We start from the raw sequence: 14128 nt of genomic DNA on the forward strand, positions 1-14128 counted from the left end.
GGTCAACGAAAAGGGCGCACATCATACATGAAGTCGCCCGGACTGGTCCGTCCGGTTAGCGGACGGCGGGTCGGCGAGCGATGGACAGCAGGCTGGCGCCGAAGATCAGCGCCGCGCCGATCAGTGATGTGAGGTCCGGCATCTCGCCCCAGCGCAGCCAGGCGACGATGCCGGCAAAGACGATGGCCAGGTAGGCGAAGGGGCCGATGAGGCCGGGGGGCGCCAGGCCATAGGCCTTGGACATAACGATCTGGCTGACGGTGGCGAGCAGGCCGATCACCAGCAGCAGACCGAGCTGATGTGAATCCAGTGGCTGCCAGGCCCAGGTTAGCGGCACCGCGGAAATCAGCGCGCTGAACAGCGAGAAGTAGAAGACGATGCGAAAGGCCGGCTCGGTATCGCTCATCTCGCGAATGGAGACGAAGGCGAAGGCGGCCAGGATGCTGGCGGCCATGCCGACCAGGGCCTGGCTGTCGAGCAGCGCTTCGCTGGGCTTGGCCACCAGCAGCACGCCGACCAGGCCGATGGCGGTGGTCAGCAGCATGCGCTTGGTCAGCGGTTCCTTGAGCAGCCACCAGGCGAGTACGGGTGTGAACACCGGGGCCGAGTAGGTGAAGAGCATGGCGTCGGCCAGCGGCAGGTGGGCGATGGCGTAGAAGAAGCAGTACATCGCCGCCAGGCCGTAGGTGGTGCGCCACATATGCGACCTGATGCGCCCGGTCTTCAGCGGGCCGGTGCCCTTGAGCAGTACCAGCGGCAGGAAGAACAGCACGCCGACCAGGTTGCGAAAGAACACTACCGATTCGTTGTTGACCCCGCTGGACACCTCGCGGATGCCCACACCCATCAGCGAGAACAGCAGGGCGGAGAGCGCCAGGAGCAGGGCGCCCTGGACCGGCTTCACGCTGCGGCTGGGGATGTCCACGGCTCAGCTCTGCAGCAGCGGGTAGAGTTCCTTGAGCAGCTTGCCGCGGCTGAACACCAGCTGCCAGCGATGGCCGCCGAGCTGGCGCCACAGGCGCGCCGAACGAATGCCAGTGAGCAGCAGGGCACGTACCTTGGAGGCTACGGCCGGTTGCTGCAGAAAGCGCATGTCGCCATGCACCTGGATGCGCTGGCGGAAGGTGCTGATGGTGTCCTGGTACAGCCCGCCGCAGGCGGCCACCACGTTGTCGTGGGTCAGGCCGAAGTGCTCGACCTGATTCTGGATCTGATCGAGGCGGCTGCCGACGGTCTGCAGCATGTCGTCACGCTTGGCCAGTTGACGCTCGAGGCCGAGCAGGGCCAGGGCATAGCGCAGTGGCTCGCGCTGCAGGCTGGCCGGGTTGCGCTCCAGGGCGCTGACCAGGGCCTTGTAGCCCTCGCGCAGATTGAGGTCGTCGCCGCCGTAGACTTCCAGCGTACTCTTCGGATCGCGCACCAGCAGGCTGCCGAGCAGGCAGCCAAGCTGAGCATCGCTGACCTGGCCGGTGCGGGCCAGCTTGTCCACCAGGCTGGCGGCCTGGAACACAGCGGAGAGGGCGAGCAGTTGTTCCTGAGTGGGGCTCATGCCAGGCCGGCTCCCTCGAACCAGGGTTCGGCTGTCTCGATCACGCCGCCGCCCAGACAGATTTCACCGTCGTAGAACACCACGGACTGACCAGGAGTGACGGCGCGTTGCGGCTCGTCGAACACGGCGCGGTAGCCGTTCTCGGTCTTCTCCAGGGTGCAGGCCTGATCGGCCTGGCGATAGCGCACCTTGGCGGTCAGGCGGCGTGGGATGTGCAGCTCGACCGGGTTGACCCAGTAGATATCGGAGGCGAGCAGCGCGCGGGAGAACAGCCAGGGGTGATCGTTGCCCTGGCCGACCACCAGCACGTTGCGCGTCAGGTCCTTGGCCAGCACATACCAGGGATCGTCGCCGGCGTTCTTCAGGCCGCCGATACCCAGGCCCTGGCGTTGGCCGATGGTGTGGTACATCAGGCCGACATGGCGGCCGATCACCTCGCCCTCGGTGGTCTCGATGTCACCCGGCTGAGCCGGCAGGTACTGCTTGAGGAAGTCGCTGAAACGGCGTTCGCCGATGAAGCAGATGCCGGTGGAGTCCTTCTTCTTGGCGGTCGCCAGCTCGTACTTCTCGGCAATGGCGCGCACCTGCGGCTTTTCCAGTTCACCGACCGGGAACAGGGTGCGACCGATCTGCTCGCCGCCAACGGCGTGCAGGAAGTAGCTCTGGTCCTTGTTCGGGTCGAGGCCCTTGAGCAGCTCGCTACGACCGTCGACATCGCGGCGGCGTACGTAGTGGCCGGTGGCGATCAGGTCGGCGCCGAGGCTCAGTGCGTAGTCGAGGAAGGCTTTGAACTTGATCTCGCGGTTGCACAGGATGTCCGGGTTCGGCGTGCGTCCGGCCTTGTATTCGGCGAGGAAGTGCTCGAACACGTTGTCCCAGTATTCCGCCGCGAAGTTGGCGGTGTGCAGCTTGATGCCGATGCGGTCGCACACGGCCTGGGCGTCGGCCAGGTCATCCATGGCGGTGCAGTATTCGGTGCCGTCGTCCTCTTCCCAGTTCTTCATGAACAGACCTTCCACCTGGTAGCCCTGCTCGAGTAGCAGGAGGGCGGAAACGGATGAGTCGACGCCGCCGGACATGCCGACGATCACTCGGGTATTGGCTGGTTCGCGCATGGGAATTCGAAGAAGGCTGACTGCAGAGAGTGAGCGATTCTATCAGGAGCGGGCGGTGCGCGGCGAATCAGGCCGGGCCGCGATAGGCCGGGTCGCGGATCAGACTCAGGGAGTGGCGTTCGCCGGCCAGGTAGTCGTCGATGCAGCGCAGCACCAGCTCGCTGCGCCAGCGTTCGGGCTGTGCGGCCAACTCGTCGCGGGTCAGCCATTGCGGGCCGATGATGCCTTCGTCCAGCGGCGAATCCGGCAGGTGGCGCAGCGGCTTGGCGGCGAAGCACACGCGCTGGTAGGTCACGCCATTGCTCGGCGCGGTGTACAGGTAAATGCCGGTGACGGCGGTCAGCTCAACCTGCCAGCCGGTTTCTTCCAGCGTTTCGCGCAGGGCTGCCTCGATCAGACTTTCGTCGGCTTCCAGATGGCCGGCAGGCTGGTTAAATACCGCCTGGCCGCCGCTCAGCTCCTCGACCAGCAGGAAACGGCCCTGATCCTCGACGATGGTGGCGACTGTGACATGGGGGGTAAAGCGCATTGCGGAAACCTCTGCGAAGCGGCTGACTAACTGTCGGCTGAGACCGGAGTCAAAGCATTCTGGAGCCGAGCTGCTAGGATTGAAAACGTCCTCGCGGGACATTCTGTAGCGCATCTGTAGTTTGACTACACGGACGGCGCCGAGCCAGGATCCAAGCAGTCTAGGCTGTCACCAGGCTGTCAGTAAATGTCGAAAAGTGCGTGACTTTCTGTAGAAAAACTACAAGAATGCGGCACCTTTCCGAGACCCAAAGTATCGTCCGTCGCACCACCCGTTCGACGGATTGTCAGACCACGAAAACAAACGGAGTCCAGCATGGGATACCAGAAGATCCAGGTGCCTGCGAACGGCGACAAAATCACCGTCAACGCCGACATGTCCCTGAACGTGCCGAACAACCCGATCATCCCCTTCATCGAAGGTGATGGCATCGGTGTCGACATCAGCCCGGTGATGATCAAGGTCGTCGACGCTGCCGTCCAGAAAGCCTACGGCGGCGAGCGCAAGATCGCCTGGATGGAGGTCTACGCCGGCGAGAAAGCCACCCAAGTCTACGATCAGGACACCTGGCTGCCGAAAGAAACTCTGGAAGCCGTGCGCGACTACGTCGTGTCCATCAAGGGCCCCCTGACCACTCCGGTTGGCGGCGGTATCCGTTCGCTGAACGTTGCCCTGCGTCAGGAGCTCGACCTGTACGTCTGCCTGCGCCCGGTGCGCTGGTTCGAAGGCGTGCCGAGCCCGGTCAAGAAGCCAGGCGACGTCGACATGACCATCTTCCGTGAGAACTCGGAAGACATTTACGCCGGTATTGAGTGGAAGGCCGGTTCGCCAGAAGCGACCAAGGTCATCAAGTTCCTGAAAGAAGAAATGGGCGTCACCAAGATCCGTTTCGACCAAGACTGCGGTATCGGCGTCAAGCCGGTGTCCAAAGAAGGCACCAAGCGTCTGGTGCGCAAGGCTCTGCAGTACATCGTCGACAACGACCGTGACTCGCTGACCATCGTGCACAAAGGCAACATCATGAAGTTCACCGAAGGTGCCTTCAAAGATTGGGGCTACGAAGTTGCGCGTGACGAGTTCGGTGCCGAGCTGCTGGATGGCGGCCCGTGGATGCAGTTCAAGAACCCGAACACCGGCAAGAACGTCGTGGTGAAAGACGCCATCGCCGACGCCATGCTGCAGCAGATCCTGCTGCGTCCGGCCGAGTACGACGTGATCGCCACCCTGAACCTGAACGGTGACTACCTGTCCGACGCCCTGGCGGCTGAAGTGGGCGGTATCGGTATCGCTCCGGGCGCCAACCTGTCCGACAGCGTGGCCATGTTCGAAGCTACTCACGGCACCGCGCCGAAGTACGCTGGTCAGGACAAGGTCAACCCGGGTTCGGTCATCCTCTCTGCCGAGATGATGCTGCGCCACATGGGCTGGCTGGAAGCTGCCGACCTGATCATCAAGGGCACCAACGGCGCCATCGCCGCGAAGACCGTGACTTACGACTTCGAGCGTCTGATGGATGGCGCCAAGCTGCTGTCCTGCTCCGAGTTCGGCGACGCTCTCATCGCCCACATGTAAGCGACGAGTGGTAAACAAAAAGGCCGGTCATTGACCGGCCTTTTTTATTTAAGCTCTCTTTATCAGGCTTCTACCGAAGTGCTTTGCGGCGAGCTAATGGTCGCCGGGGATTCACTGGTTGCCAGAATCGGGCCGATATTGACTGCATGCAGGCCCTTGGGACCTTGCACAATATCGAACTTGACCGCTTGGCCGGCCTTGAGAGTCTTGTAGCCGTCCATCTGGATAGCCGAGTAATGGGCGAACAGGTCCTCATCTCGGCCGTCGGCCACGATGAATCCGTAGCCCTTGGCGTTGTTGAACCACTTGACCTTACCGCTGAGCATGCTGACATCCCTCTGCAAAGGACTCCATCACTGGAGTATCATCCACTTCAGCTCCACGTCCGACTTCGGCCGTAAAGGGCGCTAGCCGCGGAACCCCGATACCCGAGAAGGGTATTCACTGTTTGTAACACCGTTTTGCCTTTAGTCAAGGTGCTAGGGCGGCCGGCTGAGAAACCGATCAAACTCCGTCTAGCATCAACCTCCGACCGGTCACGAGACCATTAGTTCAGCATGCATTCACGCAGCCAGTTTCGACTAACATTCAATCAAGATCGTCCGAGTGAGCACGAGGACGATTCGACCGGCCTGGCAGTGCAGGAAGCGAAGCCGGCACTGCAAGCACCGCCTCTGTATAAGGTGCTGATGTTCAACGACGATTACACTCCGATGGATTTTGTGGTCGAAGTACTAGAGCTGTTCTTTGGTATGAACCGGGAGCTGGCCACCAAGGTCATGCTTACTGTGCATACGGAAGGAAAGGCAATCTGCGGGGTGTTTACTCGCGATATCGCAGAGACCAAGGCGATGCAGGTCAACCAGTACGCCAAGGAAAGCCAGCATCCGCTACTCTGTGAGATAGAAAAGGACGGTTGAGCCGTCCCGCTTGGGCAAGAGGTGAAGCTATGTTGAATCGAGAGCTGGAAGTCACCCTCAATCTGGCCTTCAAGGAGGCACGTGCCAAGCGCCATGAGTTCATGACGGTCGAGCACCTGCTTCTCGCCTTGCTGGATAATGAGGCTGCAGCAACCGTACTGCGCGCCTGTGGCGCCAACCTGGACAAGCTCCGGCATGATCTGCAGGAGTTCATCGACTCCACCACCCCACTGATTCCGCAGCACGACGAAGAGCGTGAGACCCAGCCCACTCTGGGCTTCCAGCGTGTGCTGCAGCGTGCCGTGTTCCACGTGCAGAGCTCCGGCAAGCGTGAAGTCACCGGCGCCAACGTGCTGGTCGCGATCTTCAGCGAGCAGGAAAGCCAGGCGGTGTTCCTGCTCAAGCAGCAGAGCGTCGCCCGTATCGATGTGGTCAACTACATCGCCCATGGTATCTCCAAGGTGCCGGGCCATGCCGACCATCACGAGAGCGAGCAGGAGATGCAGGACGAGGAGGGCGGCGAGTCCGCAGCCTCGGGCAATCCGCTGGATGCCTATGCCAGCAACCTCAACGAGCTGTCGCGCCTGGGTCGTATCGATCCGCTGGTAGGGCGTGAGCATGAGGTCGAGCGTGTGGCACAGATCCTCGCGCGCCGACGCAAGAACAACCCGCTGCTGGTCGGTGAGGCCGGGGTCGGCAAGACCGCCATCGCCGAAGGCCTGGCCAAGCGCATCGTCGATGGCCAGGTGCCTGATCTGCTGTCCGAGAGCGTGGTTTACTCCCTCGATCTCGGCGCGCTGCTGGCCGGCACCAAGTACCGCGGCGACTTCGAGAAGCGTTTCAAGGCGCTGCTCAACGAGCTGCGCAAGCGCCCGCACGCCATCCTGTTCATCGACGAGATCCACACCATCATCGGTGCCGGTGCGGCTTCGGGTGGCGTGATGGATGCCTCCAACCTGCTCAAGCCGTTGCTGTCGTCCGGCGAGATCCGCTGCATCGGCTCCACCACCTTCCAGGAATTCCGCGGCATCTTCGAGAAGGATCGGGCTCTGGCTCGACGCTTCCAGAAGGTCGATGTCACCGAGCCGTCGGTCGAGGATACCGTGGGCATCCTCAAGGGGCTCAAAGCGCGCTTCGAGCAGCACCACCACATCGAGTACAGCGACGAGGCCCTGCGTGCCGCGGCCGAGCTGGCAGCGCGCTACATCAATGACCGGCACATGCCGGACAAGGCCATCGACGTGATCGACGAGGCGGGTGCCTACCAGCGTCTGCAGCCGGAAGAGAAGCGCGCCAAGCGCATCGAGGTGGCCCAGGTCGAGGACATCGTCGCGAAGATCGCGCGGATTCCGCCGAAGCATGTCAGCAGCTCGGACAAGGAGCTGCTGCGCAACCTGGAGCGCGACCTCAAGCTGACCGTGTTCGGCCAGGATGCGGCGATCGACTCGCTGTCCACCGCCATCAAGCTGTCTCGTGCCGGCCTCAAGGCGCCGGACAAGCCAGTGGGGTCCTTCCTGTTCGCCGGCCCCACCGGTGTAGGCAAGACCGAGGCCGCTCGCCAGTTGGCCAAGGCCATGGGCATCGAGCTGGTGCGCTTCGATATGTCCGAGTACATGGAGCGTCACACTGTGTCGCGCCTGATCGGTGCTCCGCCCGGTTACGTCGGTTTCGATCAGGGTGGTCTGCTGACCGAGGCCATCACCAAGCAGCCGCATTGCGTGCTGCTGCTGGACGAGATCGAGAAGGCGCACCCGGAAGTCTTCAACCTGCTGTTGCAGGTGATGGACCACGGCACGTTGACCGACAACAACGGGCGCAAGGCGGACTTCCGCAACGTGATCCTGATCATGACCACCAACGCCGGGGCGGAAACCGCGGCGCGTGCATCGATCGGCTTCACCCTGCAGGACCACTCGTCCGATGCCATGGAAGTGATCAAGAAGAGCTTCACGCCGGAGTTCCGCAACCGCCTGGACACCATCATCCAGTTCGGTCGCCTGACCCACGAAGTGATCAAGAGCATCGTCGACAAGTTCCTCACCGAACTGCAGGCGCAGCTGGAGGACAAGCGGGTGCAGCTGGTGGTCAGCGACGCGGCGCGTGGCTGGCTGGCGGAAGGTGGCTACGACGTGCAGATGGGCGCACGCCCGATGGCGCGGCTGATTCAGGACAAGATCAAGCGGCCGTTGGCCGAGGAGATCCTGTTCGGCGAGCTGGCCGAGCATGGCGGCGTGGTGCATATCGACCTGGAAGGTGGCGAGTTGCACTTCGAGTTCGAGACCACGGCCGAGCCGGCCTGATATTCGTAGGCAAACGAAAACGCCCGGCGATGCCGGGCGTTTTTGTATTCGTACTTATCTGGCGGAATCCGCTAGTGCGAAATCAGCGGGCGCGGTAGGTGATGCGGCCTTTGCTCAGGTCATACGGCGTCAGTTCGACACGGACCTTGTCGCCAGTCAGAATGCGGATGTAGTTCTTGCGCATCTTGCCGGAGATGTGCGCGGTAACGACGTGCCCGTTTTCCAACTCCACACGGAACATGGTGTTGGGCAGGGTGTCGACGACAGTACCTTCCAATTCGAAGCTGTCTTCTTTCGACATGCAGTAAAGCCCTCGGTATCCAAAGATTGGCCCGGTGCAATGGCGCCCAGGCAAAAGCGGCGTGCATTGTGCCCGAAAAGGGTAAGGGCCGCCAAGTGGCTGGAGAGTCGGGAAATGGCCGTGGTCGTTGCGCTCAGGTCAGTACGACCCAGCGCTGGTTGACGAACAGCTCGATGGGGCGGTACTGGGTCTTGTAGCTCATCTTCCGGCAATTCTTGATCCAGTAGCCGAGATAGACCGCCTGCAGCCCCAAACGTGCAGCTTCGCCGATCTGCCAGAGAATCGCGAAACGGCCGAGGCTGCGGCGTTCCTCGGCAGGGTCGTAGAAGGTGTAGACCGCCGACAGCCCGTTGGGCAGTACGTCGGTTACGGCCACCGCGACTAGTGTTTCCGCCAGGCGGAATTCATAGAAGCGAGCAAATGGCAGGTCGCGAACCAGGAAGGTGCTGAACTGGTCGCGGCTGGGCGGATACATGTCGCCGTCGGCGTGGCGCTGCTCGATATAGCGCACGTAGAGGGCGTAGTACTCTTCGCTGAAGGCCGGGCGCACGGCGCGGACCTGGACGTCGGCGTTGCGCTTGAGGATGCGTTTCTGCTGGCGGCTAGGGATGAACTGGTCGGCGGGGATACGCGCCGGCACGCAGGCGGTGCAGCGTTGGCAGTGCGGGCGGTAGAGATGATCACCGCTGCGGCGGAAACCCATCTCCGACAGCTCGGCATAGACCTGCACATCCATGGGCTGACTGGGATCGAGGAACAGGGTAGTGGCCTGTTCTTCGGGCAGGTAGCTGCATGGATGTGGCTGAGTGGCGTAGAACTTGAGGCGAGCCAGCTCGGTCATGGTCAACCCTCGGGAAACCCCTGGGATAAGTGTATGTCAGCCTACTGACTGCTACCACAGGCCCGCTTCACGGCTGCCAGTCGGCGGTGCTGGGCTGGTCCAGGTAATGCTGCAGGTAGTAGGCGAATTCCTCGCGTGCGATGGCGCGCGCGCCGAAGCTGTGCAGGTGCTGGGTCGGCATCTGGCAGTCGATCAGGGCGAAGCTCCAGTCGCGCAGCTTGCCGACCAGAGTGGCGAAGCCGACCTTGGAGGCGTTGTCGGCGCGGCTGAACATCGACTCACCGAAGAACAGGCGGCCCATGGCAAGGCCGTAGAGTCCGCCAATCAGCAGCTCGCCGTCCCACACTTCCACCGAGTGGGCAAAACCGCGGTTGTGCAGCTCCAGGTAGGCGGCGCGCATCGAATCGGTAATCCAGGTGCCGTCGGCATAACCGCGTGGGCCGGCGCAGCCCTGGATAACGGCGGCAAAGTCCTGATCGAAGGTCACGCGATAGCGCTGCTGGCGGATCAGCTTGGCCAGGCTGCGTGACAGGTGGAATTCGTCGGGGATCAGCACGGTGCGCGGATCGGGCGACCACCAGAGCAGTGGCTGGCCCTCCGAGAACCAGGGGAAGCAGCCGTGCCGGTAGGCGGCGATCAGGCGTTGCGCGGATAGATCGCCACCGGCGGCGAGCAGGCCATTGGGCTCGCGCAGGGCCTTGCCCAGCGGCGGAAAGTCCAGCGAGTCGCGCTGTAGCCAGGTCAGCATACGCAGGAGGAGGGCAGGGCGGGCGTCAGGCGCCCGCCCATGGGCTCAGGCGTCTAGGTATTTCTCGGCGTCCAGCGCGGCCATGCAGCCGGCGCCTGCCGAGGTGATGGCCTGGCGGTAGACGTGGTCGGCCACGTCCCCAGCGGCGAATACGCCTTCGATGCTGGTGGCGGTGGCATTACCTTCGCTACCGCCCTGGATCAGCAGATAGCCGTCACGCATTTCCAGCTGGCCCTGGAACAGCTCGGTGTTGGGCTTGTGGCCGATGGCGATGAACACGCCGGCCAGCTGCAATTCCTTGGTGCTGCCGTCGGCGGTGCTCTTCAGGCGTACGCCGGTGACGCCGGTGTTGTCGCCCAGCACTTCGTCCAGGGTGTGGTTCCAGTGCAGGCGCACGTTGCCGTTGGCGGCTTTCTCGAACAGCTTGTCCTGCAGGATCTTCTCCGAGCGCAGCTTGTCGCGGCGGTGGATCAGGTGGACTTCCTTGGCGATGTTCGACAGGTATAGCGCTTCCTCGACGGCGGTGTTGCCGCCGCCGATCACGCAGACCACTTGATTGCGGTAGAAGAAGCCGTCGCAGGTGGCGCAGGCGGACACACCCTTGCCGGCGAAGGCTTCCTCGGACGGCAGGCCGAGGTACTGGGCACTGGCGCCGGTGGCGATGATCAGGGCGTCACAGGTGTAGGTGCCGCTGTCGCCCTTGAGGGTGAAGGGCTTGCTCTGCAACTCGGCGGTGTGGATGTGGTCGTAGACGATCTCGGTGTCAAAGCGCTCGGCGTGTTCCTGCATGCGCTGCATCAGTGCCGGGCCGGTCAGGCCGTGAACGTCACCTGGCCAGTTGTCGACTTCGGTGGTGGTGGTGAGCTGGCCGCCGGGCTGAATTCCGGTGATCACGACAGGCTTGAGGTTGGCGCGGGCGGCGTAGACGGCAGCGGTGTAGCCGGCCGGGCCGGAGCCCAGGATGATCAGGCGTGAATGCTTGACTTCGCTCATAAAAAGACCCCATAAGCCTTTGTCACAAAAGAGAATGCATGCTCCAATTGAGCCGCACGTAAGAGATAGCCGGGTATGCTACACCGAAGCAGGATAAGCCGGCAAAACGGCCCAGCGGCCTGGCACGATACCTGTAAATTTGTACAATGGTCGCCACTTTGCGTGTTCCACCGATCGTCAGTCGCGCCCCGAGCGCAGGAATGACAGCGTTTTGAAGAATTCCAGCACAGCAGCTCAGGCCCCGGTCTGGCGCCAGCAATTGCAGTACCGCCTCAAGGAAGGTGCCCTGATCGCGCTCGGCGCGCTCTGCCTGATCCTGTGGATGGCGTTGCTGACCTATGACCAGAACGATCCGGGCTGGAGCCATACCAGCAGCACCCAGCAGGTGCAGAACGCCGCCGGGCGTGCCGGTGCCTGGTTCGCCGACGTCCTGTTCATGGCCCTGGGCTATTTCGCCTACCTGTTCCCGCTGCTGCTGGCGGTAAAAACCTGGCAGGTGTTCCGCAATCGCAACCAGCCCTGGCAATGGAGCGGCTGGCTGTTCTCCTGGCGCCTGATCGGCCTGGTATTCCTGGTGCTGGCCGGTGCCGGCCTGGCGCACATTCAGTTCCAGTCTGCCCCCGGTTTGCCCGCCTCGGCGGGCGGCGCGCTGGGCGAGAGCCTCGGCCAACTGGCCAAGGATGCGCTCAACGTGCAGGGCAGCACGCTGATGTTCCTGGCCCTGTTCCTGTTTGGCCTGACCGTGTTTGCCGATCTGTCGTGGTTCAAGCTGATGGACCTGACCGGCAAGATCACCCTCGACCTGATTGAGCTGGTGAACAGCCTGATCACCCGCTGGTGGGAAGCCCGTTTGCAACGCAAGCAGCTTGTGGCTCAGCTGCGCGAGGTGGATGCTCGCGTCGCCGAGGTGGCCGCGCCCGTGGTGTCGGATCGTCGCGAGCAGGCCAAGGTCAAGGAGCGCCTGATCGAGCGCGAGGAAACCCTGGCCAAGCACATGGTCGAGCGCGAGACCCGCGTCGCTCCCGTTATCGCGCCGCCGCCACCGCCTAAGGCCGCCGAGCCGAGCAAGCGCGTGCTGAAAGAGAAACAGGTTTCCCTGTTCGAGGATTCCGCTGTAGCCGGTACCCTGCCGCCGATTTCCATCCTCGATGTGGCGGAGAAGAAACAGAAGAGCTTCTCGCCCGAGTCGCTGGAGGCCATGTCGCGCCTGCTGGAGATCAAGCTGAAGGAGTTCGGTGTCGAGGTGGTGGTGGAGTCCGTGCACCCGGGCCCGGTGATCACCCGCTTCGAGATCCAGCCGGGTATCGGCGTCAAGGTCAGCCGCATCTCCAACCTGGCCAAGGATCTGGCGCGTTCGCTGGCGGTGATCAGCGTGCGCGTGGTCGAGGTCATTCCGGGCAAGACCACCGTCGGCATCGAGATTCCCAACGAAGACCGCCAGATCGTGCGTTTCTCCGAGGTACTGTCCTCGCCTGAATACGACGACGCCAAGTCGCCCGTTACCCTGGCCCTGGGTCACGATATCGGCGGCAAGCCGGTGATCACTGACCTGGCCAAGATGCCGCACCTGCTGGTGGCCGGTACCACCGGCTCCGGTAAGTCGGTGGGCGTCAACGCCATGATCCTGTCGATCCTGTTCAAATCCGGCCCGGAAGACGCGCGGATGATCATGATCGACCCGAAGATGCTCGAGCTGTCGATCTACGAGGGCATCCCGCACCTGCTGTGCCCGGTAGTGACCGACATGAAGGAGGCCGCCAACGCCCTGCGCTGGTCGGTGGCCGAGATGGAGCGCCGTTACAAGCTGATGGCGGCCATGGGTGTGCGCAACCTGGCCGGCTTCAACCGCAAGGTGAAGGACGCCGAGGAAGCCGGCACGCCGTTGTCCGACCCGCTGTACAAGCGCCAGTCGATGGAGGACGAGGCGCCGCTGCTGAAGACCCTGCCGACCATTGTGGTGGTCGTCGACGAATTCGCCGACATGATGATGATCGTCGGCAAGAAGGTCGAAGAGCTGATCGCGCGTATCGCGCAGAAGGCGCGTGCCGCCGGTATCCACCTGATCCTCGCTACCCAGCGTCCGTCGGTGGACGTGATCACCGGCCTGATCAAGGCCAACATCCCGACCCGTATGGCCTTCCAGGTTTCCAGCAAGATCGATTCGCGGACCATCCTCGACCAGGGTGGCGCCGAACAGCTGCTGGGCCACGGTGACATGCTCTACCTGCCGCCGGGCACCGGCCTGCCGATTCGCGTACACGGCGCCTTCGTCTCCGACGATGAAGTGCACCGCGTGGTCGAGGCCTGGAAACAGCGCGGCGCGCCGGATTACATAGAAGACATCCTGGCCGGCGTCGAAGAGGCCGGCAGCGGCTTCGAAGGTGGCGGCAGCGGCGAAGGCGGCGAGGGAAGCGAGGAAGACCCGCTGTACGACGAGGCCGTCAACTTCGTCTTGGAGAGCCGCCGCGCCTCGATTTCCGCCGTGCAGCGCAAGCTGAAGATCGGCTACAACCGCGCCGCGCGCATGATCGAGGCCATGGAAATGGCCGGCGTCGTGACCGCGATGAACACCAACGGCTCGCGCGAAGTCATAGCGCCGGGGCCGTCCCGAGACTGACCAAGAGGATTTCCATGCGCCTGATCCGCATGCTGCTGCTGGCCGCCCTGGCTTGCAGCCCCGTTTTTGCCCATGCCGACGACGAGGCCGCGGTGAAGCGCCTGACCGGCCTGCTCGACCGCGCCCAGACTCTAACCGGGCGCTTCTCCCAGCTGACCCTCGACGGCAGCGGCACCCAGCTGCAGGAAACCTCCGGCCAGCTGGCGCTGCAGCGTCCAGGCCTGTTCCGCTGGCACACCGATGCGCCGCAGGAGCAATTGCTGGTGTCCAACGGCCAGAAAGTCTGGCTGTACGATCCGGACCTGATGCAGGTGACCATCCAGACCCTCGACCAGCGCCTGACCCACACCCCGGCGCTGCTGCTGTCCGGTGACGTGTCGAAGATCCGCGAGAATTTCGAGATCACCTTCAAGGAAGGTGGTGACGTGGTCGACTTCATCCTCAAGCCCAAGGCCAAGGACACGCTGTTCGACAACCTGCGTCTGTCCTTCCGCAAGGGCATGATCAACGACATGCAGCTGATCGACAGCATCGGCCAGCGCACCAACATCCTGTTCCTCGGCGTGAAGATGAACGAGAAGCTGGACGCCGCGCAGTTCGACTTCCAGGTGCCGGAAGGCGCCGACGTCATCCAGGAATAACG

The 14128-nt window shown here is 63.0% G+C and carries 14 protein-coding genes; 5 read left to right on the forward strand and 9 right to left on the reverse strand.

From position 1 onward, the window contains the following. Window positions 1-55 precede the first annotated feature (55 nt). The 4 genes from IB232_RS08115 to IB232_RS08130 form a co-directional block, all read right to left on the reverse strand. The gene (locus IB232_RS08115; protein WP_192398021.1) at window positions 56-925 is read right to left on the reverse strand and encodes a DMT family transporter; all 870 of its coding nucleotides are present in this window, start codon (window positions 923-925) and stop codon (window positions 56-58) included. Window positions 926-928: 3 nt separating this feature from the next. Next, window positions 929-1549 carry a high frequency lysogenization protein HflD gene (gene hflD / locus IB232_RS08120; RefSeq protein ID WP_192398022.1) on the reverse strand — a complete coding sequence of 207 codons (621 nt, stop codon included), beginning with the start codon at window positions 1547-1549 and terminating at the stop codon, window positions 929-931. Beyond that, the gene (mnmA, locus tag IB232_RS08125) at window positions 1546-2664 is read right to left on the reverse strand and encodes a tRNA 2-thiouridine(34) synthase MnmA (protein WP_192398023.1); all 1119 of its coding nucleotides are present in this window, start codon (window positions 2662-2664) and stop codon (window positions 1546-1548) included. The genes hflD and mnmA overlap by 4 nt, the downstream gene beginning before the upstream one ends. A 67-nt stretch (window positions 2665-2731) precedes the next feature. Further along, window positions 2732-3193 (reverse strand): NUDIX hydrolase, encoded by a 462-nt coding sequence (locus IB232_RS08130; protein WP_192398024.1) that lies wholly within the window; start codon window positions 3191-3193, stop codon window positions 2732-2734. Window positions 3194-3508: 315 nt separating this feature from the next. On the opposite strand from IB232_RS08130, the gene icd reads away from it, so the two are divergent. Beyond that, a complete protein-coding gene (gene icd / locus IB232_RS08135; RefSeq protein WP_192398025.1) occupies window positions 3509-4765 on the forward strand; it encodes an NADP-dependent isocitrate dehydrogenase in 1257 nt (418 codons plus the stop codon). Between the two features lie 62 nt (window positions 4766-4827). On the opposite strand, the gene cspD is transcribed toward icd, so the two are convergent. Further along, window positions 4828-5091: a cold shock domain-containing protein CspD gene (cspD, locus tag IB232_RS08140; RefSeq protein WP_192398026.1), complete on the reverse strand. Its 264-nt coding sequence runs from the start codon at window positions 5089-5091 to the stop codon at window positions 4828-4830. Between the two features lie 231 nt (window positions 5092-5322). On the opposite strand from cspD, the gene clpS reads away from it, so the two are divergent. Together clpS and clpA are read left to right on the forward strand one after the other, a co-directional pair. Continuing rightward, window positions 5323-5685: an ATP-dependent Clp protease adapter ClpS gene (clpS, locus tag IB232_RS08145; RefSeq protein ID WP_192398027.1), complete on the forward strand. Its 363-nt coding sequence runs from the start codon at window positions 5323-5325 to the stop codon at window positions 5683-5685. 29 nt (window positions 5686-5714) lie between these two features. Continuing rightward, a complete protein-coding gene (gene clpA / locus IB232_RS08150) occupies window positions 5715-7985 on the forward strand; it encodes an ATP-dependent Clp protease ATP-binding subunit ClpA (protein ID WP_192398028.1) in 2271 nt (756 codons plus the stop codon). Window positions 7986-8067: 82 nt separating this feature from the next. On the opposite strand, the gene infA is transcribed toward clpA, so the two are convergent. The 4 genes from infA to trxB all read right to left on the reverse strand — a co-directional run bounded on the left by infA (window position 8068) and on the right by trxB (window position 10868). Then, complete coding sequence (gene infA, locus IB232_RS08155) at window positions 8068-8286, reverse strand: translation initiation factor IF-1 (RefSeq protein ID WP_137973350.1); 219 nt, start codon at window positions 8284-8286, stop codon at window positions 8068-8070. A gap of 133 nt (window positions 8287-8419) precedes the next feature. Next, entirely contained in the window at window positions 8420-9127 is a 708-nt protein-coding gene (locus tag IB232_RS08160; RefSeq protein WP_192398029.1) for an arginyltransferase, read from the reverse strand. Between the two features lie 67 nt (window positions 9128-9194). Beyond that, complete coding sequence (gene aat / locus IB232_RS08165) at window positions 9195-9875, reverse strand: leucyl/phenylalanyl-tRNA--protein transferase (RefSeq protein ID WP_192398030.1); 681 nt, start codon at window positions 9873-9875, stop codon at window positions 9195-9197. 45 nt (window positions 9876-9920) lie between these two features. Continuing rightward, window positions 9921-10868 carry a thioredoxin-disulfide reductase gene (gene trxB, locus IB232_RS08170; protein WP_192398031.1) on the reverse strand — a complete coding sequence of 316 codons (948 nt, stop codon included), beginning with the start codon at window positions 10866-10868 and terminating at the stop codon, window positions 9921-9923. 211 nt (window positions 10869-11079) lie between these two features. Between trxB and ftsK the strand changes: the two genes are divergently transcribed. Together ftsK and lolA are read left to right on the forward strand one after the other, a co-directional pair. Further along, the gene (gene ftsK, locus IB232_RS08175; RefSeq protein WP_192398032.1) at window positions 11080-13485 is read left to right on the forward strand and encodes a DNA translocase FtsK; all 2406 of its coding nucleotides are present in this window, start codon (window positions 11080-11082) and stop codon (window positions 13483-13485) included. Window positions 13486-13499: 14 nt separating this feature from the next. Further along, entirely contained in the window at window positions 13500-14126 is a 627-nt protein-coding gene (lolA, locus tag IB232_RS08180; protein WP_137973346.1) for an outer membrane lipoprotein chaperone LolA, read from the forward strand. Window positions 14127-14128 lie beyond the last annotated feature (2 nt).

Source organism: Pseudomonas sp. PDM15, from assembly GCF_014851565.1.
Classification (GTDB): Bacteria; Pseudomonadota; Gammaproteobacteria; order Pseudomonadales; family Pseudomonadaceae; genus Aquipseudomonas.

Coding starts and splice junctions, on each gene's coding strand:
- lolA (WP_137973346.1), top strand. CDS start 13,500: ATGCGCCTGATCCGCATGCTGCTGCTGGCCGCCCTGGCTTGCAGCCCC.
- icd (WP_192398025.1), top strand. CDS start 3,509: ATGGGATACCAGAAGATCCAGGTGCCTGCGAACGGCGACAAAATCACC.
- clpA (WP_192398028.1), top strand. CDS start 5,715: ATGTTGAATCGAGAGCTGGAAGTCACCCTCAATCTGGCCTTCAAGGAG.
- mnmA (WP_192398023.1), bottom strand. CDS start 2,664: ATGCGCGAACCAGCCAATACCCGAGTGATCGTCGGCATGTCCGGCGGC.
- clpS (WP_192398027.1), top strand. CDS start 5,323: ATGCATTCACGCAGCCAGTTTCGACTAACATTCAATCAAGATCGTCCG.
- IB232_RS08160 (WP_192398029.1), bottom strand. CDS start 9,127: ATGACCGAGCTGGCTCGCCTCAAGTTCTACGCCACTCAGCCACATCCA.
- IB232_RS08130 (WP_192398024.1), bottom strand. CDS start 3,193: ATGCGCTTTACCCCCCATGTCACAGTCGCCACCATCGTCGAGGATCAG.
- aat (WP_192398030.1), bottom strand. CDS start 9,875: ATGCTGACCTGGCTACAGCGCGACTCGCTGGACTTTCCGCCGCTGGGC.
- infA (WP_137973350.1), bottom strand. CDS start 8,286: ATGTCGAAAGAAGACAGCTTCGAATTGGAAGGTACTGTCGTCGACACC.
- trxB (WP_192398031.1), bottom strand. CDS start 10,868: ATGAGCGAAGTCAAGCATTCACGCCTGATCATCCTGGGCTCCGGCCCG.
- hflD (WP_192398022.1), bottom strand. CDS start 1,549: ATGAGCCCCACTCAGGAACAACTGCTCGCCCTCTCCGCTGTGTTCCAG.
- cspD (WP_192398026.1), bottom strand. CDS start 5,091: ATGCTCAGCGGTAAGGTCAAGTGGTTCAACAACGCCAAGGGCTACGGA.